Source organism: Levilactobacillus yonginensis, from assembly GCF_964065165.1.
Lineage (GTDB): Bacteria > Bacillota > Bacilli > Lactobacillales > Lactobacillaceae > Levilactobacillus > Levilactobacillus yonginensis_A.
Map to the genome: position 1 here is coordinate 12,630 of NZ_OZ061552.1, position 21,905 is coordinate 34,534.

Annotated in this window: 20 protein-coding genes; 18 read left to right on the forward strand and 2 right to left on the reverse strand. The window is 41.4% G+C overall.

Annotated elements, in window-relative coordinates; genetic code table 11:
• The first annotated feature begins 17 nt into the window (after positions 1-17).
• From AB3Y94_RS13180 to AB3Y94_RS13265, 18 genes are all read left to right on the forward strand, one after another.
• Positions 18-344, forward strand: coding sequence for a head-tail connector protein (locus AB3Y94_RS13180; protein ID WP_367296593.1), 327 nt, complete (start codon positions 18-20; stop codon positions 342-344).
• A complete protein-coding gene (locus tag AB3Y94_RS13185; protein WP_367296594.1) occupies positions 328-684 on the forward strand; it encodes a phage head closure protein in 357 nt (118 codons plus the stop codon). The genes AB3Y94_RS13180 and AB3Y94_RS13185 overlap by 17 nt, the downstream gene beginning before the upstream one ends.
• Positions 677-1,096, forward strand: a complete 420-nt coding sequence (locus AB3Y94_RS13190) for an HK97-gp10 family putative phage morphogenesis protein (RefSeq protein ID WP_367296595.1) — start codon at positions 677-679, stop codon at positions 1,094-1,096. Before AB3Y94_RS13185 ends, AB3Y94_RS13190 begins: the two co-directional genes overlap by 8 nt.
• Before the next feature lie 7 nt (positions 1,097-1,103).
• Positions 1,104-1,478, forward strand: a complete 375-nt coding sequence (locus AB3Y94_RS13195; RefSeq protein ID WP_367296596.1) for a DUF806 family protein — start codon at positions 1,104-1,106, stop codon at positions 1,476-1,478.
• A gap of 3 nt (positions 1,479-1,481) precedes the next feature.
• The gene (locus AB3Y94_RS13200) at positions 1,482-2,096 is read left to right on the forward strand and encodes a phage tail protein (RefSeq protein ID WP_367296597.1); all 615 of its coding nucleotides are present in this window, start codon (positions 1,482-1,484) and stop codon (positions 2,094-2,096) included.
• Positions 2,097-2,201: 105 nt separating this feature from the next.
• Complete coding sequence (locus AB3Y94_RS13205; RefSeq protein ID WP_061777272.1) at positions 2,202-2,573, forward strand: phage tail tube assembly chaperone; 372 nt, start codon at positions 2,202-2,204, stop codon at positions 2,571-2,573.
• A gap of 227 nt (positions 2,574-2,800) precedes the next feature.
• Positions 2,801-7,795, forward strand: a complete 4,995-nt coding sequence (locus AB3Y94_RS13210; protein ID WP_367296598.1) for a phage tail tape measure protein — start codon at positions 2,801-2,803, stop codon at positions 7,793-7,795.
• The gene (locus AB3Y94_RS13215) at positions 7,782-9,773 is read left to right on the forward strand and encodes a distal tail protein Dit (RefSeq protein WP_367296599.1); all 1,992 of its coding nucleotides are present in this window, start codon (positions 7,782-7,784) and stop codon (positions 9,771-9,773) included. The genes AB3Y94_RS13210 and AB3Y94_RS13215 overlap by 14 nt, the downstream gene beginning before the upstream one ends.
• 16 nt (positions 9,774-9,789) lie before the next feature.
• Positions 9,790-12,384 carry a phage tail spike protein gene (locus AB3Y94_RS13220; RefSeq protein WP_367296600.1) on the forward strand — a complete coding sequence of 865 codons (2,595 nt, stop codon included), beginning with the start codon at positions 9,790-9,792 and terminating at the stop codon, positions 12,382-12,384.
• Positions 12,381-13,391: a hypothetical protein gene (locus AB3Y94_RS13225; RefSeq protein WP_367296601.1), complete on the forward strand. Its 1,011-nt coding sequence runs from the start codon at positions 12,381-12,383 to the stop codon at positions 13,389-13,391. The genes AB3Y94_RS13220 and AB3Y94_RS13225 overlap by 4 nt, the downstream gene beginning before the upstream one ends.
• Positions 13,388-13,627 carry a hypothetical protein gene (locus AB3Y94_RS13230; RefSeq protein WP_367296602.1) on the forward strand — a complete coding sequence of 80 codons (240 nt, stop codon included), beginning with the start codon at positions 13,388-13,390 and terminating at the stop codon, positions 13,625-13,627. The genes AB3Y94_RS13225 and AB3Y94_RS13230 overlap by 4 nt, the downstream gene beginning before the upstream one ends.
• Positions 13,620-15,767, forward strand: a complete 2,148-nt coding sequence (locus tag AB3Y94_RS13235) for a hypothetical protein (RefSeq protein ID WP_367296603.1) — start codon at positions 13,620-13,622, stop codon at positions 15,765-15,767. The genes AB3Y94_RS13230 and AB3Y94_RS13235 overlap by 8 nt, the downstream gene beginning before the upstream one ends.
• A gap of 18 nt (positions 15,768-15,785) precedes the next feature.
• On the forward strand, positions 15,786-16,739 hold the full coding sequence (locus AB3Y94_RS13240; protein WP_367296604.1) for a PQQ-binding-like beta-propeller repeat protein: 954 nt from the start codon (positions 15,786-15,788) through the stop codon (positions 16,737-16,739).
• 139 nt (positions 16,740-16,878) lie between these two features.
• On the forward strand, positions 16,879-17,259 hold the full coding sequence (locus AB3Y94_RS13245; RefSeq protein WP_367296605.1) for a hypothetical protein: 381 nt from the start codon (positions 16,879-16,881) through the stop codon (positions 17,257-17,259).
• Between the two features lies 1 nt (position 17,260).
• Positions 17,261-17,434: an XkdX family protein gene (locus AB3Y94_RS13250; RefSeq protein ID WP_367296606.1), complete on the forward strand. Its 174-nt coding sequence runs from the start codon at positions 17,261-17,263 to the stop codon at positions 17,432-17,434.
• A 57-nt stretch (positions 17,435-17,491) separates the two neighbouring features.
• On the forward strand, positions 17,492-17,920 hold the full coding sequence (locus AB3Y94_RS13255; RefSeq protein WP_367296607.1) for a hypothetical protein: 429 nt from the start codon (positions 17,492-17,494) through the stop codon (positions 17,918-17,920).
• The gene (locus AB3Y94_RS13260) at positions 17,913-18,737 is read left to right on the forward strand and encodes a GH25 family lysozyme (RefSeq protein ID WP_367296608.1); all 825 of its coding nucleotides are present in this window, start codon (positions 17,913-17,915) and stop codon (positions 18,735-18,737) included. Before AB3Y94_RS13255 ends, AB3Y94_RS13260 begins: the two co-directional genes overlap by 8 nt.
• A complete protein-coding gene (locus AB3Y94_RS13265) occupies positions 18,737-19,009 on the forward strand; it encodes a hypothetical protein (RefSeq protein WP_367296609.1) in 273 nt (90 codons plus the stop codon). The genes AB3Y94_RS13260 and AB3Y94_RS13265 overlap by 1 nt, the downstream gene beginning before the upstream one ends.
• Positions 19,010-19,146: 137 nt before the next feature.
• Here the strand turns inward: AB3Y94_RS13265 and AB3Y94_RS13270 are convergent, their stop codons facing one another.
• Both AB3Y94_RS13270 and AB3Y94_RS13275 read right to left on the reverse strand, forming a co-directional pair.
• A complete protein-coding gene (locus tag AB3Y94_RS13270; RefSeq protein ID WP_065928791.1) occupies positions 19,147-19,506 on the reverse strand; it encodes a hypothetical protein in 360 nt (119 codons plus the stop codon).
• A 2-nt stretch (positions 19,507-19,508) separates the two neighbouring features.
• Positions 19,509-20,342 carry a ParA family protein gene (locus AB3Y94_RS13275; RefSeq protein ID WP_367296610.1) on the reverse strand — a complete coding sequence of 278 codons (834 nt, stop codon included), beginning with the start codon at positions 20,340-20,342 and terminating at the stop codon, positions 19,509-19,511.
• Positions 20,343-21,905: the final 1,563 nt, after the last annotated feature.

Genomic DNA, 21,905 nt, shown 5'->3' on the forward strand with positions numbered 1-21,905 from the left:
AGTAAGGAGGTAGCTAAATGCCAACACTAGATGACCTCAAACTATCGCTACGCCTAGATGGTGATGCCGATGATCAGCTTCTGACCGGATATTTAAATACGGCAAAAAGCTATATCACACAAGCAGTTGGCACGGAATCAGACAGCTTCTATGATGATGCCAGTGTGGTTGATTTGTTTAATACAGCTGTGCTGGCATTAGCCTCAGCCTATTATAACTACCGCAGCTCTTTGGTTCCGACCACAGCAATTAGTATCGATCTACCGGTTGATTCAATCATTGGGCAACTGAGAGGGCTCTATGATCTGAAAATGGAGGCGATCACTGATGACCAAAGCAATTAATCCTTCACGAATGACTTTCCGTATCGCTTTTGGCCATGATGCCGATACTGGTGAGGTTAACCCGAATACTGGCACGCCAATTCAACAATTTTCAGCAGATTTTAGCTGTTGGGCGGGCCAGTGGTCGTTGAATGTGCAACAGCAATTAACCATAGCCGGAGCTGGGATCACTAATGCAGTGGTCTTTTTTATTCGCCATAATCCGGCCGTTAACGAGACGCTGCAAGTTCAGCGTGGATCGGATCTGTACAAGATTGACAGTATTGCGGCGGATGACGGCTTACAAAACGAGGGCTTTGACCTAATCACGTGCCATCGGGTGGTGACTAAGCGTGGCTAGTTTAGATGAGCAATTACAGCATTACTTTTCACAAGTTAAAAAGAAGGTGCCAAATAAAGCACAGCAACAAGTGATTACTAAGGCTGGTGCTGATCAACTACGGGATAGTTATTTTCAGGCTACCAAGTCTAAACATTATCGTTATGGTCGGAACACGAGCCATGTTAAGCATTTAGCGGATGCAGTGGTTGCTGACGATCACGATGTAGATGGATACGCGACGGGAAATTCAACGGTAGGATTTGAGAAGGATCCGATTAATCACGCTAGAATCGCGTTATTTCTCAATAATGGAACGGTGCATATTAAAGGCGACCATTTTATCGATACGGCCATTCAGTCAAGCAAAGATAAGGTTTTAGCTGCTGAATATGCCAAGTACAAGGCATTGACAGGTGGTGATCCTCATTAAACTTCCGGTGATTCAAGTTTACGAGATTATCAAAGCAAATAAACCATCCTGGATAGAGGGTTTATATCCAGAAAATATACCGAATGTTGTTGATAAAAGTGGTTCAAAGACGCTAGTGCTAATTACTAGTGTTACTGAGCCACTCTCTGGATATAGAAACGATACTTTTTCTGAGCTTAGTGCGTCAATTCAAGTACAGATTTTCTTTTCTAAAACAGTTGCGATCAATGTATTAGATGCACAGCTGGAACTGATGAACTTGCTTGATGATAATGGGTGGATTATCGCTACTCGCTACCCCAACGTAGTTGATCCGGATACTGAACAAGTCACAGCCACATTTTCTGTATTTAAAAATATAAAAATAAAAAGAGGTAATTAATTAATGAGTACACATGGTGTTAAAGACGTCACCTTTGGATTAATTGATTCAACAGGTGCCATTATTGCAGATGCTTCAAAAGGAATTTCTACAACCGGTATCTACTTGGTAGATGGGGACGCAGAAGGTGCCACCCAAGCTAACGTAACCGGGCTGGAAGCCGATGGTACAATCGGTTATGCCAATGACGGTCCTAAGCGGGTATCGAACGGTTCAATGGAACCCAAAGTCGCCCTCGAATTCTTGGATATTAACTTTGATATTTTGCAGAAATTAAAGGGATTCGTTAACGATGGTAAGGGCGGTTGGACACGTCAACTACCTAAGCCTCACGTTGCAATGTTAGTCCACTCTCGTTCCTATGGTGGTGTGGATATTTATGAAGGGTTTGCCAACGGCCAACTAGTCGAAACTGGTATGAACCACGGTACGGATAACAACGCTGAAACCGATGCTAATACCACATTGACTTACCAAGCATTGGACCCACTGAAGGCTGATGTATTTGGGGGCCAGCCATATAAGATTTGGACTAGCGCTGATAAAGCCTTCGATAAGGTAGCCATGATGGGTGAAGTATTCGGTGGATATAAGGCGAGTAGTCCTCTAGGTAAGTAAGCCAACTACAGTACACCCATAGAACCATTCTAAGTCACTCCTTATGGGGTGGCTTTTTACATAGCTGGCAATGGTCAGCAATAAAAAAATGTTAGGAGCAGCAAAATGAAAATTAGTATCGCGAAACTTGGATTAAAGAAAAAATCAGCAGAAGTAAAAACCACGGTAAAGGTTGTCAATGAAGCCACTAATCTTCAAATTTTGATGTTGAAGATGGACAAGATGCAATTGGATTCAGATGCTGACCCATTAACTGTCATGGAACAGTCTCAAAAGGCGGTCACAGCCATGACTAGCTTCCTTCAAGCTGTTTTAAAGTTATCAGAAAAAGAATTAGACACGGTAATGAATGCCGTCACTATGGACGAATTGTCAAACTTTATCAGTTATGTACTGGCACGGATTCAAGGATTGTCTGATGAACAATGGCAAGAAACACTCAAGGAAAATGAGGACGAAGAAAGCCCAAAAAAGTAATAGGTCGCCTCAACGTTCTAATTCATGACTTAGAAGATGCCCAAGAAGACCAAGCCTACTTTAAGCAACAGATGATGGCTAATTCTGGGGTACTTCCTTCTCAATTGGACGAAGAAGACTATTACGAACTGATCAGAATTAACCAAGCAAAGACTAAAGATAAACGTGCTGAAGACCCTATGGCAATGGTTAATCGGTTGAGAGGTAAGTAGAAAGGAGGTCCACTAATGGCGACCGTAAGTAACACAATGGCAACCGAAGTTAAGCTAGATACTGTCTCAGCGGCCTCTAGTCTGAAAACTCTGAACAACGCTATTAAAGCAACCACTAATGAATGGAAGGCTAATGAGATTAGCTTAAAGTCTGCAAAGGACAGCCTGGGCGCAGCACAAGCTAAATATGAAGGCCTTGGCAAGACCATGCAAGCCTTGCAAGCTAAAATTGATAAGTTGAAAGAGCGTCAAGCAAGCCTTGATACTTCAACGACTAAAGGCAGCGATAACTATGCTCGGCTTTCTAAGGATTTAGCTAATGCTGAGAATAAGATGGCGTCCTTAACTGCCCAACAAGGCCGTGCCAAAAAATCAGTAGACTATTATCAATCTGGCTTGGCTGACTTGCAAGAACGGTACAAGTCAATCACGTCAGTCTCCAAGTCTTATGTGGACGCCTTAGAGAATCAAGGAAATAAAGCTCAAGCTGGTAGGGCTAAGCTTAATGGATTGCGGGAGTCCTACCGTAACCTTTCGGATCAGTTGAAAATCCAGCAAACTGAGTTAGCCAAGCTTAAGACTAGTTCTGGTGGGGCCAGTGAAGCCTACAATAAGCAACTTGTTCGGGTTAATCAAACAACTGCCTCAATGGCTAAACAGAAAACTGAGATTGGCCGATTAGCCGGTAAGTATGGCACCATGAGTAGTAGTATGGCTAAGATGTCAGATGGGGCGGCCAAAGCTAGACACAGGATTGCGAATATTGGTCAAGCATTTAAAGGCGCCGCAATTACGGCCGCAGCTGGTTTAACTAGTTTGGGTGCTGCGACGATTGCTGGTGCCAAAAAGGCCACAAATTTAAACAAGGTGTACCAAGTCAATCAAAATTTATTAGTTACTTCTGGTGAGAAAGCACGTAAGGCTATTTCCCAAGTCTCTAAGATGCAACGAGATGGTGCTAAATACTCCGTTAAGTATGGGGTAGCCCAGCAAGAGATTGCTGAACAGTACCAAGACTTAATAAAGCGTGGTCATACTGGTGCCGAAGCTATCGCCGTTATGAAGTCAGAATTACAAGCTTCCGTGGCTTCCGGAGACGACTTCAAAGATGTCATCAAGGTTTCTTCACAGGCGATTGAAGCATTTGGTATGAAGACCAATAACACGGCTAAAATGATGAAGAATACCAAACGGGTTGTTAATGATCTGGCGTATGCTTCGGATGTTACCGCGACTGATTTTCATAGCTTAGGTAAAGGTATGGAATACGTTGGGGACACGGCTAAAAATGCCGGTTTCTCAATTGAGCAGACTTCTGCGGCAATGGGGGAGTTGTCTAACCATGGTATGGAAGCGGATAAGGCAGGTACTGGTCTACGTAAGGTAATTACTAGCCTGGCTTCACCAACGAATACGGCCATGGGTGCCTTAAAAGAAATTGGCATTAAGTCTACCAAAATTTTCCAAGATTCCAAAGGTAACTTTAAATCTCTACCAGCAATCTTCAAAATTATCGAAGATCATACCAAGAAGCTTGGTGGTGCTGATAAAGCAGATGTCTTTAAGCGAATTTTCGGCCAAACTGGTATGCAGGCGGCTCAGGTACTTGCTAAGTACGATAAATCACTGAAAAAGTTAACCGGTGATGTTACCAAAGCGGGTAAAAAAGGTGAGTACGTCCAAAAATTGGCCAATAAGAACTCGAATAACGCCAAGATGAACGTAGAGCGATTCAAGATGGCTGGCCAACAGCTTCAAATTATGATGGGTTCTAAGCTATTGCCTGTTATTACTAGAGCGACACAAGATATGACTAAGGCTTTCAACAACAAGGATGCTCAAAAGGGGCTCACTTGGTTAATTGGTGGTGTTGCCAGACTCGCCAGTGGGCTTCTTAAGATTATCGAGTTCACCTCAAAGCATACGAAAACTATTGCCGCCTTCGGAATTGCTTTAGGTTCAGTGCTAGCCGTATCAAAGATCGCTCGATTTATCGCTGCGACTACTGAGGCAATTGATGTTATTAAGAACTTTACCATAGTCCAGAAAGCGTTGAACAGTGCCTTCCTGACCAACCCAATTGTGCTTGCAGTGGCAGCAATCGTAGCACTGGGAGTGGCCTTCTATGAAGCTTATAAACATATTAAGCCGTTCCGAGATGCCGTTAATGGCGTTGCTTCTGCAATTGGCAAATGGGCCAAGGGAGCTTTTAAGTCGGCTAAAAAAGCCCTATCTTCGTTTGGCAAAACGGTTAAAAATGTCATGAAGGGAATTGGCAAGTTCTTTACGGGAAAACTTGGTTGGGAACAAGCAATTGGAAAAGCGATTGGAAAAATGGTTAAAAGTGCTCAAAAAGCATTCAAACCAGTAACTAATGTTTTCAAAGCATTTATTAAGGATGTTCAAGCGATATTCAAAGGATTTGCCAAGGTTCTTGAGTATGCCATGGTCATTCCAATTGCCTTTGTTGTCGGTCTTTCAATTATTGCTTGGCGAAAGATTAAGAAGCCTGTAATGTCAGTCGTTAAGGCAATTAAATCTGGTGTATCTAAAGGCTTCAAAGCAGTTTCTAAAGTAGTATCAAGTATCTGGAAAGGGATTACCTCGAAGACCAAGAGATCTTGGAACTTGGTTTACAAGTATGTAATTAGCCCAGTAGCCAAGGTATACAAAGCTGTTACTAAGTATATTGGCAAACTAGTGACTAAGACGATTAGCAAAGCTTGGAAAACTATTAAATCCTTAACTCACAGAGCTTGGCTTTTAGTTAAAAAGTATATCGTCAATCCGGTTAAGTATATCTGGAAGATTATTAAGAAGTACATTATTAAGAATATTGTTAAAGGCATTACCAAGACTTGGGATACCATCAAGGACTTAACTCATGATGCTTGGCTACTAATTAAGAAATATACTGTTAATCCGGTTATCTCTGCTTACAAGACTGTATCTAAGTGGATTAAAAAGCTGTTAAAAACCATTACCAATGTTTTAGGTAGAATTAAGAAGGTCTGGAATGGTATCTGGAATAGCATTAGCGATACTTTTAAGGGCATTTGGAAGAACATTAAGTCCATTGCTCAAAATGGCATTAACGATGTTATTAGCATTTTAAATACAGGTATTGGCGGTATTGATTCGGTTATTCATGCCTTTGGTGGCAAGAAGAAAGCCATTGGAACCATTTCTAAGGTTCATTTGGCCACTGGTACTGGGTTATTCAGCAACCAGCGTAGAGCGATTACTAAGCCAACCATGGCGATGCTGAATGATGGCAATGACTCACCTGAGACGGGGAATAAAGAGGCTGTGTTCCTTCCTAATGGACAATCTGGAATCGTCCAAGGCAGAAATACCCAAGCTATGCTACCCTCCGGTACAGAGGTTCTGAATGCCTCTGAGACCAAGCTATTAATGGGTATGCAAGGGATTACCCACTTTGCCAAAGGTAGTAGTAACTGGTTCGGCAATATCATGAGTGGTATCGGCTCAGGAATTGGTAATGTATCTGGCTGGTTAGTCAAGAAAGCAAGCGGATTGAAGAAGTTCTTCACCACTGCTGAAAAGATTATTGCCCACCCAATCAAGAGTCTGGATTCGATGTTCAAATACACTAAGGCTGGTGCTGGCGTTGTTGCTGACCTTACTAAAGGTATGTTCAACAATGTTAAGAAACAAGCTGGCAGCTGGTGGAGTTCCCTCTGGTCCATGGTTGACTTAGACGGAGGTTCTGCTGGTGGTAACTGGCGGCATAATCCGGGGTTATCTGAGACCAATGGTTTTGGAGCTTCTCGTAGTTTTGGTAGCCATGATGGTGTTGACTTCTCTGGCCCACTTGGTTCAGCTATTAGGGCGGTACATGGCGGTAAGGTTACTCATGTTGGACGTCCATTACACAATTGGCCTTACAGTAAATTGGGCGATGTTATTACGGTTGCTTCCAATGATGGATGGCAAGAAATATATCAAGAATTTGGTGGAATGAATAACGTTAAAGTTGGTACAGGAGATGTCATCAAGACTGGGCAAAGGATTGCTACTCTTGGCCATTTAAACGGTGCTGGTAGTGGTTCACACGTTCATATTGGGGTATCCCATGGTTCTCTATGGGATCATGGCGGTTCCTCAACCAAAGGCTGGTATGACGTAACTAAAATGCACGGTAAATCAGATGGTTCTCCTAAGTCTAGTAAGAAATCCGGTAACATCAAAGGGATTAAATCCCAAGTTGGTTCAGGATTCTTCAAGTTTATGGAAAAACTAGCCAACATGTTTAGTTCTATTGGAGGTTCAGGTGGAGCTAGTTATGGTGGTGCTTCCATGATTGAAAAGGCCGCTAAAACTATGCACGTCAACCTCAGTGCTGGAGAACTAGCTACAATTAAAGCTACCATTATGCACGAATCTGGTGGTAATGCCAAAGTTCTTCAAAAGGTTCATGATATTAATTCAGCTAGTGGACACCCAGCCAAAGGATTACTTCAATTTGTTCCAAGCACTTTCAGTGCTTATGCTGTTAAGGGTCACAAGAATATTCTCTCAGCTTACGACCAATTATTAGCAATGTTTAATGACAGCAACTGGCGGAGTGATGTTCATACCAATGGTTGGGCACCTAGTGGTCACCGTAGATATGCCAATGGTGGTATTAGCCGATTTGAAAAGTTAGCACATATCTCAGAAGGCAATAAGACTGAGTCAATCGTTCCTTGGGATATTACCAAGCGTGCCAGAGCTTACCAGATTATGGACACCACCATGAAAGAGTTTGCTAAGACTGATAAGCCGCAACAATCCACTGCCCAATCTGCTCAATCAACTGATTTATCAAAATTGATTAAGCAAGGAAAAGAAATTATCGGATTGATGGCTGAATTAATATCTGGTCAACAGAATCCTGTACCCGCTGTTGTATCTGCTAACGATGTTTACAGTGGTTATAACCGAGTAAAAACGAAAAAAGATGTAAGTAGAAACCTAGGAAGGGGAAATGTAAATGGCATTCAATGATGTTAACACTTTTGATTATGCCTTCGACGAGAATGGTACCGGTGGTTTCAACTCCGACAAAGACTTGGAAGTGTTGGTAAACCATGTCTCCAAGCCAATTGCCCCAACGATAACCGAATCCTTCCAGGACGTTCCCGGTAGATATGGGGGCGTTTTTTTAGGCAATAGTTATGGGGAAAAGCAGATAGATATTCCGATTACCATGTACCCCACTGACCGGGACGATTACAACCGGATACTGAATAATTTATCGAGAGCCCTCATTAATACCAACGATGACGCGGATAATCAGTACCCATTACGGTTCAACGACCAGCCAGAGGTAGTCTATTACGGTCACTTTACTGCCATTCCTACCCCAACATTTCTCAACGAAGGGGTACAGGACTGTACCACTACACTAACGTTCATGCTGGCTGACCCACGGGGGTTCTTGCCTCAGCGTGATATTAAGATCACCAGTAATGAACAGGTTATAAGCCCAGCCGGTAACACTGCTGTTCAACCAGTTATTCACATCATTCCCAAGACTGACTTGTACTACTTTGGTTACACTTTGGGAGACCAATATGTAGCCGTTGGCTATCATGTTGACGATGGGTCCACGGTTATGGACGCTAACGGTCATATCACTAGCTTAACGCCTCATCAAGAATTGCAGGTACACGATCCTTGCAACTCAATGAGCACATGGTTTCAAGCCGGTGCCGATACCCAAGAAATTAAGGTATATCGTGGGGAAAATGATGGTAAAGCAACGGCTACAGCCTCATCATTAATGGTTGCTAAGGATTCAAAGGGTCATTACAACTGGGGTTCTACTGGCAAACACAAAGACTTCTATGGACCTGTTATTATCCACCAAGGTATTCCGAAGATTAGTAATTACTGGAAAGTGTCCATGCGATTCCACCATATTAAGCGGATGAAAAATGAACGGGCCATGGGTAAGGTTGAAGGTTATCTGCTGGATGCTAATGGCAATGTATGTGGACGAATGGGTATTGACGATTATGCACAAGGCCGGTACCCCCGTGGTTACATTCAACTAGGGAGTTCATTTAATGCCACCAAGGATAGGGGCAAGTACCTCACCCTTCTATATAACGAGGGTGGACGCAAAGTTAATGGGAAAAATCATCATGATATAAAGGTCCATTTAACCAAGACCGTTAAGGTTAAGACTAAGTCCAAAGCTAAGCACAAAGCTAAATCAGCCAGAATGTACAAAGCCACCATTCAACGTGAAGCCTTCAAGTCCAGAGCTAAGAAAAAGAGACGTAAAAAGAGACGTAAAAAGGCAACTAAGAAGGTTACCAAGAAGAAGTCCGGCGGAAAGAGGAAGTCTACTAGGGTTTCCAAGCCAAAGGTTAGGACTAAGTCCAAAACCATTAAGACTTATGTCATGGAGACCACGTACATGAACAAGGATGCTTACTCAAACTTCTTCGGTGAGTTCTCATTGGAACGTCAAAAGAAAACCATTGGTGGCAAGGTGTATGACAACTGGGTGGCTGAGATTAACGAGTTCAATCCTAAGACTGGGGTAGCATACTCGGTTAACACTGAGGGTAAAGTTCACATTCACAAGGAGAAATTAGATAAGTCAGGCAAGTTTGGTTTTGCCTTGGCTAACGTAGCGGCAACCTTTATGAAGCACGATATCAAGGAAGACTTGGTTAAACCACCAGTTGGATATTATTCTGACTTTGAGACTTTGACTGACCTCAAAATATACACTTCTGATGGTAGCGATGACCCCGATGATATTCCCCATGTAATTGCCCACGCCGGTGAAGAAATCATCATTGATTCCGCTGATAACACGGTTACCGTTGGTGGTAGAAATGTTGATAAGTATGTGTCATGGCTATCGACTTTCCCTTCAATTGAAGGCGATGTTAGCCAAGAGATGCACTTCACGCCTGACCCAGCCAATGCAGATATAACGTTGGAGTACAAGCCAGCCATCAAATAGAAAGGAGTTAAGACGTGTGTACGTCATTCTTGATAAAAATCTCAAACGAGTCGCCACCTTAGACACGACAACCGATACAAATATATTCTGGGGTGAAACTATTCAGCAACAATTGGCCGATGATAATTCTTCAAATGACAGCATTACCGAAGCCAGTCTAGCTAATACTTCTGACCCAAACGCTAACTCAAAGAGTTGGAATGATACCTTTACCGGTCTCACCATGGTAGCAGACAGTCCAGCGGCTCAATACCTGAGAGTAGGCAATCACTTAGCGGCTTATGACCAAGCCAATGACCGCTGGCGAGTGTACCGAATATATACCGTTGATGAGACCATGGATAACACCTCTGGGACTAACCTTATTTCAGCTGATGCCATTAACCTATTAATCTGGCGACTGGGTAAGACAATTCCCACTAAAAAAGAGATTAAAGAGTGTGATTTACCAGCAGCCATGGATTGGATTATTGCGGGTACTGGAATAACACTGGTAAATAATGCAACCTCTGGACTGCTTTCAGATTTTTCCATTGATGGAGAAAGCTCATCTCAAACTTTGCTACAAACGATCCTGACTACCTACGATTGTGAGGCAGACGGGTACGTAAAATTAGATAGTTCTGGGATTGTGGTTGATACCATTCTGGAATTGTCCGATCAACGGGGACAGAACACTGGTAGACGTATCACTTATGGTGACAACATGCTGTCCATTAAGCGAGAGACAGTTGATACAACTCTGATTACCAAGCTGTACGTCTATGGTTCCGGTGGAGCTTCAATCAGTAAAGCCAAAGGCAATGGTGGTCGTAACTTTGTCACCGATGCCTCTGCTAACTCCTTGTACAACAATGATGCCAACACTTGGTTGGAAGGTAGTATTACCAGTTCGACTATCAGCGAACCCGATGCTTTACTGTCGTTGGGATTGAAGACACTCAGACTGTATAATCACCCACGGGTTAATTATTCCGTTGATGTAACTTCAGATTTTGATGCCCAATTAGGTGACACCATTAAGGTAATCGACCTGACTATGACCCCAGTATTAACTTTGCAAGCTAGAGTTATTCAACGGACAACTTCCGAGAGTGACCCAACTCAAAATAAGGTAGTCATCGGGGAGTTCTCAACGGTTACAGTCGTTACTCCCAATTTTATTAAAAGCATGGAACAGCGGTGGAATGACCACGTAAAAAAGCTGTTTGAAGACGCCAAAAAGAACCAAAATGCTGCTAGTATCAGCCTAATTACCCCACTGGGGCAATCATGGACGAATACTGATACCAGTAAAAGGGTAATCGCAAGGTTATTCATTGAAGGTGAAAATGTCACGTCCTTCTTATCAGCGGCGGCGTTTAATTGGGAATATATTCAGCAAGATGGTACCCATAATTTGAATTGGGAAGCAGAACATGCTAAAGACGGTTATGAAGTCACCATTACCCCACCATTTGTTGGTAGCTTAGTGGTATCAATTGATGACGCCTTCGTTAAAGATGAGTCTGAAATGTGGATAGACACTGGTACTAACACTGATGGAACCTTCAAGAAGTTGTGGGAGACCACTGACGGTAACCCTGATGAATTCGGTAATCATCACGTTGGGGCATTGCAATTCTCGTACGTTATGAGCAATGGTGAGATACTGGCCAGTTATGCGTACAAAGGAAAGCAAAATCAGTCTAATTTAAGTGATTGCCAATACCTACATTGGAGTGCTAAAGGGGTACTAATTGATTCCATGATCGTTCAAGGCGGTCAACATGGTTCTTCCTTTGGCTATGATGAGGCAAACAACCTGATTTATTCCCAGATTAAGGATTTAAATGGTAGCAAAAAATGGCTAGCAACCTTTCCATACACCCCTCATGCCGTGATTAATAGCGATTCCAGTACCGTGACTAAGTGGTGCGAGATTGAGACTTATGTCCGACCTAACGTTGATCTAACCAATGGATTATGGATTGGGAGCCAGATGGACGGGACCGTAGAAGTATGTAATATCTCGGATTTGAAAGCTGGCAAGTATCTCCCAATTATCCGATTCAAGTTGCAGGACTTCGGCTGGAATCCGGTACCCTCGGGTGTGGCTAATAATGGAAAATATAATACGATTCAAGCTAACTCAATTGCATACCCATACGCCTTCTTTACATCAGGGGACGTCAATAATAAGGATGACCGACTAGTAATGTGTATCAATCTCATTACCCAGTCAGTCATTTTTAATTACCAGATTGAACCTTCACAAGATATTCAGCTGACAGTACCAATTGAATATGGTGGCCACTTTGAACCAGAAGGGGTATACCCTGACTTAGATAATGATCAGCTAATGATTGGATTCAATGTCAGCGAGTACCGAGACGCGGCTCATAACGTCATGATTAGTCACTCTGGACTATGGTCAATTCCAATTGGTATCCGCGATGATAGCAAGGACTTATCCGTCACTTACCCAGCAGAAGATGAGGGTGAAAACACCGAGGTAGAAGAACCAGTGGTAATCCCTGATGATACTGACGACTCAGATAGTGCCAGTGATGACGATTCTGCTTTCAACATTGATGACGGTGAGACTTATCAGGAGGTGGTCGAAGGATGATTATTGCAACGGGTTCAGTCGATATTAATGAAGCAACTAAGTTAGCCCAAGAAGCCTCCGATAGTGCCGATGACTTAGCCAAAAAGATGAAGAATACAGTAGCCACCATGGATGGAAAAACAACAGTTTCAACCAGCACCCCATTTGATGATGGTAAGGAACACAACGAAGGCGATATGTGGACGGTTATTAACGATGATGTTGCCTCAGCCATGTATATCTATACCAGCGGTGAATGGAAGGCTAAAAAGTGGGACCAGCAGGCACTAAGTGTTAAACAGTTGTCGGCCTTAACAGCTGATTTAGGGCACGTTACTGCTGGAACGCTTGAGTCAGCAACGATTATTGGTGGGTCAATAACTGGATCAACTATCCATTTATCAAGCGGAACTGATGAATATTGGTTAGATTACAACGGATTCCATACAACTGATACCGCAGAGAATACGGGTACATGGGTTATGCCGGGATTAATCGATTTAGGCGGTTCTAAGGCTAATCCTAGAGTGATGGTTAGTGCTAATGGCATATATAGCGGAGCACAGAGAATTTCTACTCAAAGCTTAACGATGAGTGCGGGTTCTGTGTTTGGCACTACCTCTGGAGATGTTTATTTTGAAATTGGTGGCGGGGATTCTGGGCAAGGTGGCGCTGCACTTCACGCTGCTAGTTTTAACAAAATGTCTCAGCTATCTGTTAAGAGAAACCTGGCAGATGTATCTGGAGAGTATGCCCTGGCTCAAATATCAGGAACAGATGTAAAACGCTACGATTACAAAGATTCAGACAATTCTCAACAAACCAATATTGGTCCGGTAATTGATGATGTTAATTCGAATGGAAACAAAGCTTATAACATCTCCTCCGATTTGATTAACAAACAAACTGATGGAGTGTCTATCGACAATGAGGTCGGACTATTGATGGCTGCCGTTAAAGAACTGACTAAACGCAATTCAGAGTTAACTATGAGAGTCGCTAAGCTAGAAAGGAAGATGCAGGAATGATTACAAGCCTTGATGTTAAGCAGAATGATAATGGAACAACGCATGTAAAGTACACCGCTTCATTTACGGGTACCAGCCATATCTGCTACGGGGATTTTGATGCGACATCAGAAGAAGCTACCAACGCCTTTAAATCAATGACAAACACCGATATGTGGGCTGGATTCAAACAACTGGTACTAGCCAGGTTGAAAACTGAGGCTACGAATGCCCTAGGAGGCGGTGAAAGTGAGTAAAGAACTGTACTTTACCGATGGCAACAATGAGGTTAAATACCTCGATACTACAGCCAGTTTTAACTTGGCAATTACCCAAGATGGCTCAGCATTTGACCTAACTAATGCTAAGAGCATTGATGTCAAAGTTGCCAACGATACCGGATATGTATTCGATAAACCGATTGATATGGCTACGATTAAGCAACCATTGGCCGGATTGATTACCATGCCGGTGGATACTGAGGTCATGAATGCCTTAGTACCCGATGATTACACCATCGAAGTTTGGGTGACCTTATCCAGCCTGATTACTCCTGGCAGTCAAGAAGGATTAACTGATGACGGTACAACCAGTGTTACTGCTACCTCATCAACTGGTACGACTACGTACAACGCCATCTTCCCAAGTGATGACCCACAAGGATTCACCATTACTGAAAATGTTATGAGTGACTCTGGTGATGTTATCCCGGTTATGAGTTTGGATGATTTTCAACAGGAATTCGACCAGCTTAAGACTGACTTAACTAACAAAGTTTCCACATTGCAAGGGCCAAAAGGTGATACTGGACAAGGACTAGAGATTAAAGGTAAGGTTGACACTACTTCCCAGCTTCCAAAAACAGCTAGTGAAGGCGATGGTTACTTAGTTGGTGAAGAACTGTATGTCTGGACTAATGGTGCATGGAAAGATTGCGGATCATTACAAGGGCCTCAAGGTATTAAAGGAAATACTGGCACAGGTGTTTCTTCAACTACAATTCAATATCAAATTTCAAGTAGTGCAACTACTGCTCCAACAGGGATTTGGTCAGATAACATCATTGCTACAACGAATGCAAACCCTAATTTGTGGATGAAAGCTACTTTAAACTATACTGATGACACAACAAAAGACTTTTACCTTGTTTCACAAAAAGGTGATAAAGGCGATATTGGCAAAACAGGACCTCGTGGACCAATTGGCCCACAAGGTCCTGTTGGTTCTGGGTTAGTTGTTAAAGGCACAGTCAAGGAGGCTTCACAACTTCCAAAGACTGGAAATCAAGAAGGTTACTGCTACTTTGTTGGTACAGATTTATATGTTTGGGATTCTGGAGCATGGAAAAACTGTGGAAGTGTAAGCCCAAACTTAAGCAACTACGTTACCGTTACTGATTTAAACAATGGATTGAGTACAAAAGTTACTGATAACAAAAATGGCACTGAACAACTTAATGGAGTTCAGGTACAGCCGTTCAATAAGTTATCAGATACTATTGGTGGACGTAATTTATTAATTGGTTCTACTGATAATATTGTTCATTATGATTCAGTGGCTGGATACACTATTTGGAAATCTTCTATTACTCAATTTAATGTTGGCGATACATTAAATGTAAGTGCCGATATAACTTCAAATGCTGGAAACACTGTCTTAAAAGTGTTTTTATTATCATCTGCAGAAATTCAAATAGGTTATTTAAGCTATTCTGTATCAGAAGGACAAACTGCTCATGCGTTCGTCTCAAAAACTATTCCTACTGGAACAACTAATATTTTAGTTCAAATTGACAATGGAAATACCCCTGGAATAGCAAATGTTTGCGCAATAAATCATCAATTTGCAAACACGGGTTCAATAGCCACTGATTGGACTCCAGCTCCAGAAGATAAGGTTAACGTCACCGATATGCGTAAACCAGCTAGCGATGTAGCGGGAATTGAAGAAGTTAACGCCAAACAAGATAAAATTGGTTACACACCTGCTGACGATAGCAAAGTAGTTCATAGTACTGGTACAGAAGAGATTGCTGGTCAAAAAACTTTTGACGTTGCACCAATTGACAAGACAACCGGCAATCCATATATCACTAAAGATGGTGTTCCAGCAGTTCCATCAACACTTGCAGATACGACTAAGGATGCCAATTTTACAGGAAAACTTCAAAAGTCTGGTATTGACGTGGCAACCACAACGGATGTTACAAATGCTGTTAGTGGCGCAACGTCTCAAGTTGCCCACCTATCTGGTACAAATAACTTTACAGGGTCTATTCAACATAATGGAAATTCTGTAGGGGCTCATATACAAGCATCTAAAAATGATGAAAATAGTGCTATTAGTGACTCAGCTACGGGTAATTCTGATGATATTTATTATTGGTTGGAGAGTTAGTTAAGGAGATGATTAAATTTGGGGTTAGCAATTAAGGGTAAAAAAGTTATTGGATTGGCACTTAATGGTAAGAAGCTCCTTGGAGAAGCTAAAAACGGTAAAGTAATCTGGAGATTTATTGATAATAAGCCTTGGAAGTTTACTGTAAACGATGTTGTGAACTCAGTAGCAGTAGATTCTAGTGGTAATGTATACGCTGGTACCGATGGTTATGCTGTGTACAAGATAAATACTAGTGGAAAGCAAGTGTGGAAGTTTACTGCAGACAATGCTGTGAAATCAGTAGCAGTAGATTCTAGTGGTAATGTATACGCTGGTACTTACGCTGGTGATTTTAGTAATTTTGTGTATAAGCTAGATGCTAGTGGAAATCAAGTGTGGAAGTTTACTGCAGTCAATGTTGTGACCTCAGTAGCAGTAGATTCCAGTGGTAACGTTTACGTTGGTACCGATGCTAGTTCTATATACAAGTTAGGTGCTAGTGGAAATCAAGTGTGGACGTTCACTGCAGACAATACTGTGAACTCAGTAGCAGTAGATTCTAGTGGTAATGTATACGCTGGTACTAATAATAAGTCTGTGTACAAGCTAGATTCTAGTGGAAAGCAAGTGTGGCAGTTTACTGCAGATAGTCTTGTGTTCTCAGTAGCAGTAGATTCCAGTGGTAATGTATACGCTGGTACTAGTAATAAGTCTGTGTACAAGCTAGATGCTAGTGGAAATCAAGTGTGGAAGTTTACTGCAGATAGTCTTGTGTACTCAGTAGCAGTAGATTCTAGTGGTAATGTATACGCTGGTACTAATAATAAGTCTGTGTACAAGCTAGATTCTAGTGGAAAGCAAGTGTGGAAGTTTACTGCAGATTATATTGTGTACTCAGTAGCAGTAGATTCCAGTTGTAATGTATACGCTGGTACTTATAGTAAGTCTGTGTACAAGCTAACACCAGATGGTTCTAATACAACAACGTAGAATAAGGTATATAACCGATATAGGGTTGAAAACTACAAGGTTTACTAAGGGAAGCTTTTCAGGGTCAAGTGGAGTACATTCGGACTTAGTCAGTACAGGTAGTATTACAGCTTACTAATAAAAAAGGAGATAATAAATAATGTTTATTTATATAACTTATGATACAGACGGTTTCATTACAGCTTACCAGAATACTGAAGTAGACGGGTTTACTAAGGTGTTCATTCTTGATTCGTGGATTACTCAGTTTGCTCAGCATTCCGACAAATTCCGGTACGATACTGATAAAAAGGTTATACTCAATCCGGGTAACTTGCCAGACTTATCCCTTGATGAGTTGAATACCAAGTACGCCGGTGTGTTGGAAACTAGTCAGCAAGCGGTACAGTCGGCAACGGCTTTAGCACAACAGCAAACGGTATCCGCAACGAGTATCAGTCAGTTACAAACTGGTATCAACCAGTTACAGAAGTCAATTACAGAACTTGCACTAAGTCAATCAGAAAAGGGGACGAAATAATATGGTTCAAATTTATACGTGGGCATATCAAGATTGGAAGACAATTAGCAAGGAAACGTTAGCAACAGTCGTGGGATTACCAGATGGGATTACTGCTGACGATTACAAGGATATCACCGGCGAAGCGTATGTAGCACCAACAACTCAAGCAACGACCACAAGCACCACTAACTAGCTTCTACTCAGCCAGTTAGTCAGTGCTCTTAATTTGTCCAAAATTGGAGGATGAAAAATGTTCAAAGAAATTACAGATGTGTTCAATTGGCTTAATAACGCGGGGGTATTCGCCTTCTTAATGGTGTTAATTCCCGCCGTGTACAAGTTGGTAAAGCCACTCTTAACTCACAAGGTACAGACTGAAAAGAATACCCACGTTAAGCAAGGACTAGAAGTTGGATTAAACTTGGCGAATACCATTGTTCCAGAAATGGCGGTAATGGCTAGTTTATCTCTGTCTGACCGCAAGAAGGAAGCAATCCGCTTCGTTAACTCCCAGTTGACGGCAAATGGTTTCGACTTAGACGTCCAAACTATCTCAGGGTTGGTTGAGAAGGCTTACCAAGCATACAAGGTAGCCGGTGGGGATAATCATGCCCCAGTAGTTACCCCGGCACCAACGGAGGTCATTACCCCATCAGAAGGGACTGATAGCAATGACTAAGAAAATTGTTGACCTATCCTCGTACCAAGCCGATTCCTTAGCTTACATGAAGCAACTCAAGAAGTGGGGTGCTCATGGGATTATGGTAAAGTTGACTGAAGGCACTGGTTATCTCAGTCCCAAGGCTGGTAATCAGATTGCTAATGGATTCAAAGTATTCAATACCATTGGGGTTTACCACTTCTTCCATGGACGAGGAACGGCTGAAGCTCAATACTTTCTATCATGGGTGAAGAAGATGGGATTAGATAAATCCACAGTATTAGCCATTGATGTTGAAGCACCCGATTTACCATGGAAGACAACCAGTCAGGTTAACGTATTCCTTCGGTACCTGATTAGTCATGGGTACAAGAATGTGATTACGTACGGCTCAGGTAGCTGGTTCAATGCTGGTCGGATTAATCGGTCACAGTTAGTAGATAAAGCAATCTGGGTGGCCGCTTATGGTGTTAGTCAACCGGGAGTTAATAATGCCAACGCTTGGCAAAATACCGACAACTGGAAGGGTCACGGTGTAGATTGCAGTTATGACTTCGATGGTAAACTTTCGGGTAAGGTTACCAAGGCAACGCCTAAGAAAGCCTCATACTGGGCTGATAACGGCTTGTACGAGGTGATTACCCGTAAGGTTAATGTATATGGTAAGCCAGCCCTAGACAAGGCTAACAAGCGCCGTGTTCACTTCTCAAAGGGCAGTACCATTTACGGTAAGGCTGTCAAGTATGGCAAAGTGTGCCGAATTAAGACTGCCGTTGGGTACATCTCAGCTAATAAGGCCTATGTAAAGTTAGTCAGAAAGTCTGGTGGTAAGTAATGACCTTTGATCGTTGGATGGAATTAATCACCTTGGCTTTGGCTGTAGTTGCGGGTATCTATGCGGCTTTGATGGTTGCCATGAAGCCGTTTACCACACAGCTGGAAGAGATCGCTAGAAGCATGGAACATAGCAGCCAGCGAATTGAACGGCTGTTTGATTCGCAAAATACGCTGCGTGAAGATTTAATTACTAGCAGAAGCGAGCATAAAGTTATCAACGAACGCTTAGACAATGTTGAGAATGATGTACGTGAATTGAAAAGTAAATAGTGCTAGGATCAAATTAATCCTACAAAATTGGCATAACCAAAAGGCCACTCATCTCATCACGAGGTGGGTGGCTTTTTTTGTGTGCATTCTGCTTCATTTAAACGGACAAGTATACGTCTAAAAGCTGAACGTGTTGTCTATGGGTGCTTTGAACTACGGTTTTGGTATGTCTTCATATACATTTCGAACATTATTTTTTGCTCATTTGATAATTCACGCTCAGCTTTGTCCAACAGTGCTGATATAAGATCATCTTGAGTAATATATCCTAACGAATTTTGAATGGAGTTAATTCTATTTACATTATTTTTTTGAAGTCTAACAGTTCCATACTTTTTGTTTTTTCGAGGGCGACCAACGGGATTCTTATTCGTTTCATTTTTTTCCATATCTTTTATATCAAATGTTTTACTAGGACGAGATATGACAGTTTCTTCTACTGGTTTGGTTTGCTTTAATTGCTTTCTATCTTGCTTTTTGAATTCCATTTTAGCCATTTCTATTTGCCCCCAGTCCGAGCAATAATTTCTTCCGTTAATTTGCCGTACAATGCGTGTAGCCTTATATCGTGGAAGTCGTTTACACTAGTTAGCCCTTTTTCTGATATTCCTTTTCTATCGTAGCGCTTCAACCTTTCCATATGGTGCATGATGTTTTCAAAAATCATATCTTTGCCAAAAGTTTCTCTAGCATCTTTTATGATTTGATTGTCAATTCCGGAATTGTTTTTTAGCAGGACTGGCAAGATCCCAGCAATATCGAAGTCTATAGCTGTGTGATTGTTGTAGAATTCTTGAAGATATTCCCAAAATGCTTCTGCACCGTCTAATGATCTTTGCTGAGTCTGAAGAACAATAATAACATAATCTGTATCGTATAAAGCAGTGTCTGTAAATATTGATAGTGTAGGCGGAACATCAAAAATAATGTAATCAAATTTATTTTCTACTTCAGATAGAAGATTACCGAAATATGACATTCTTTTTTCTTTATAGTTTGGCACGTTAGGCATAAATTTCATTTCCAAGAAATCCGGGTAGCTAACGAAGTCTTTGTAAGAAGGCAATAAGTACAGGTTATTCATTATCTCAACGATGGCATCGGGTAGTTTTTCTTCTTGAATTGCAACCATCATAGTTTTATCAATCTTTAATTCAGAGTTATGCTGCAATCCATATGTTCTTCTCAATAGTTGAGTGGAGTTTGATTGAGGATCTAAGTCACATACAAGTGTTTTATACCCTTTCTTTGCTAATTCATAGGCAGTCATCACGGAATTGGTTGTCTTGCCTACACCGCCCTTAAAATTTCCGAATAATATTTTCTTAGTCAACATGTCCCCTCCTTACTACAAAAAATATTACCACATATTTGTTTTGATTTGTGTGTTTATTTAAATTTACTATTTGTATATCTGAATATTTGACTATTTGTGTATTTGAATATTTGAATATTTGTATTCAGATATTCAAATAAGACGACCGCGTTGTTATTGATATACCAGTACATATTTTTTTACTATCCGTATATTTGAATATCATACTAAATGTATATTTTACTATTAGGATATTCGTATAAATTACTATTTGAATATTAGTATACAAAAACTAATTTCACCTTTATTTTCTTGCTAAGGTGGGGTATTATTAAAAATATAAAATAGAACATAAAAAAACACCCACCGACAGGCATCGGTGAGCGCCACAAAGATAAAATTAATTTAGTTATTATTATATCATGGCCGGTGCGATTTTTAAAGCCCTAGGGGACAAGCTGGGGTCTAAATCCAAGGGGACACGTTTGCCAGTGCGACTTCAATAAGTCTGGCTATACCACAACAAGGTCATCTGTACGGCTGGGTGGTGAATGGTGAGCGCGACCATTAACGGCGCGGGTGGTAAAACGAAGCTTCGGCTTGGTGCCACTGATTAGTTGGTGATCGAACAAAAATAAATACGTATCATCAACGCCTTCTAGGGCGTTTTTTAGTAGGCTAAACCGAAAACGTAGGTTTATAATGAGTGGTGGTAGCAATACCGCAATTGTACAGACAAGCGACGGGCGTTAACGACCGACGAACTAAGGGGAAACTTTTAGTAGTAGAATTGTACTCTGGTTCAGTTATTCCAAATAGCTGATTCCAGGGAACAATTCTGCGCTCAAAACGTCACTCCCTCTAAACTGAAGGGTAACCCATAACCCGTCAAGTCAAATTCAAAAGAAAGTTCAAAAATACGGAGAATATTGATGAATGGTACAGGCGTAATCCCAAGAAATTTCACAAAGTACAGTTCCCCAGTTAAAGCCAATCTAAGACCTATACCAATTGGTTATCAGAAATTTTCACAAACGAGAAATAACGGATCGTTGTTTTATCAGGGCGAATGGTGGCTACTTGGTATAATCGTGATTATGTAAAGTAGAAATTGGTATAGCTAATTGTATTATCAGCCATAGCATGTTAAGCAATGAGATGATGGTAAGTGTTATTAGGTTTGCTTGTTCTCTACTACTGTTAGTAACTTAATGGAAACGTTCTTCTTTCTATTCTTATTGACATTATATTAAATAGATGTTAGTCTACATTAAGAGATTTCTTTAAAGTTGGTTTTCTTCCTTCTTTGAAGATTGGACGCTCCTTCAAGCAGGGCGTCCTTTTTTGTTACAAATATTTCATCGTCATTGCTTTTTTGCTACATATAAGATATAATTATTCCTGCATAGATGAATCCATGATTTCTTCCCTTCCGCTGACCTGTTGAAGGGTTTTTTTATGCACTTTTTTTGGTAGTTGTGACTTTTTTGTGAATTTGTTAAAGTTTTCTTTTGGCATAGTTGGTAACGTATGCTATAATTGCCATTAGCAAGAATGATTGTGGACATTTACATAATGTTT

Excerpts from the sequence above, each read along its gene's own strand:
- AB3Y94_RS13180 (WP_367296593.1), top strand. The coding sequence starts at position 18 with ATGCCAACACTAGATGACCTCAAACTATCGCTACGCCTAGATGGTGAT.
- AB3Y94_RS13185 (WP_367296594.1), top strand. The coding sequence starts at position 328 with ATGACCAAAGCAATTAATCCTTCACGAATGACTTTCCGTATCGCTTTT.
- AB3Y94_RS13200 (WP_367296597.1), top strand. The coding sequence starts at position 1,482 with ATGAGTACACATGGTGTTAAAGACGTCACCTTTGGATTAATTGATTCA.
- AB3Y94_RS13205 (WP_061777272.1), top strand. The coding sequence starts at position 2,202 with ATGAAAATTAGTATCGCGAAACTTGGATTAAAGAAAAAATCAGCAGAA.
- AB3Y94_RS13210 (WP_367296598.1), top strand. The coding sequence starts at position 2,801 with ATGGCGACCGTAAGTAACACAATGGCAACCGAAGTTAAGCTAGATACT.
- AB3Y94_RS13215 (WP_367296599.1), top strand. The coding sequence starts at position 7,782 with ATGGCATTCAATGATGTTAACACTTTTGATTATGCCTTCGACGAGAAT.
- AB3Y94_RS13225 (WP_367296601.1), top strand. The coding sequence starts at position 12,381 with ATGATTATTGCAACGGGTTCAGTCGATATTAATGAAGCAACTAAGTTA.
- AB3Y94_RS13230 (WP_367296602.1), top strand. The coding sequence starts at position 13,388 with ATGATTACAAGCCTTGATGTTAAGCAGAATGATAATGGAACAACGCAT.
- AB3Y94_RS13245 (WP_367296605.1), top strand. The coding sequence starts at position 16,879 with ATGTTTATTTATATAACTTATGATACAGACGGTTTCATTACAGCTTAC.
- AB3Y94_RS13250 (WP_367296606.1), top strand. The coding sequence starts at position 17,261 with ATGGTTCAAATTTATACGTGGGCATATCAAGATTGGAAGACAATTAGC.
- AB3Y94_RS13255 (WP_367296607.1), top strand. The coding sequence starts at position 17,492 with ATGTTCAAAGAAATTACAGATGTGTTCAATTGGCTTAATAACGCGGGG.
- AB3Y94_RS13260 (WP_367296608.1), top strand. The coding sequence starts at position 17,913 with ATGACTAAGAAAATTGTTGACCTATCCTCGTACCAAGCCGATTCCTTA.
- AB3Y94_RS13265 (WP_367296609.1), top strand. The coding sequence starts at position 18,737 with ATGACCTTTGATCGTTGGATGGAATTAATCACCTTGGCTTTGGCTGTA.
- AB3Y94_RS13270 (WP_065928791.1), bottom strand. The coding sequence starts at position 19,506 with ATGGCTAAAATGGAATTCAAAAAGCAAGATAGAAAGCAATTAAAGCAA.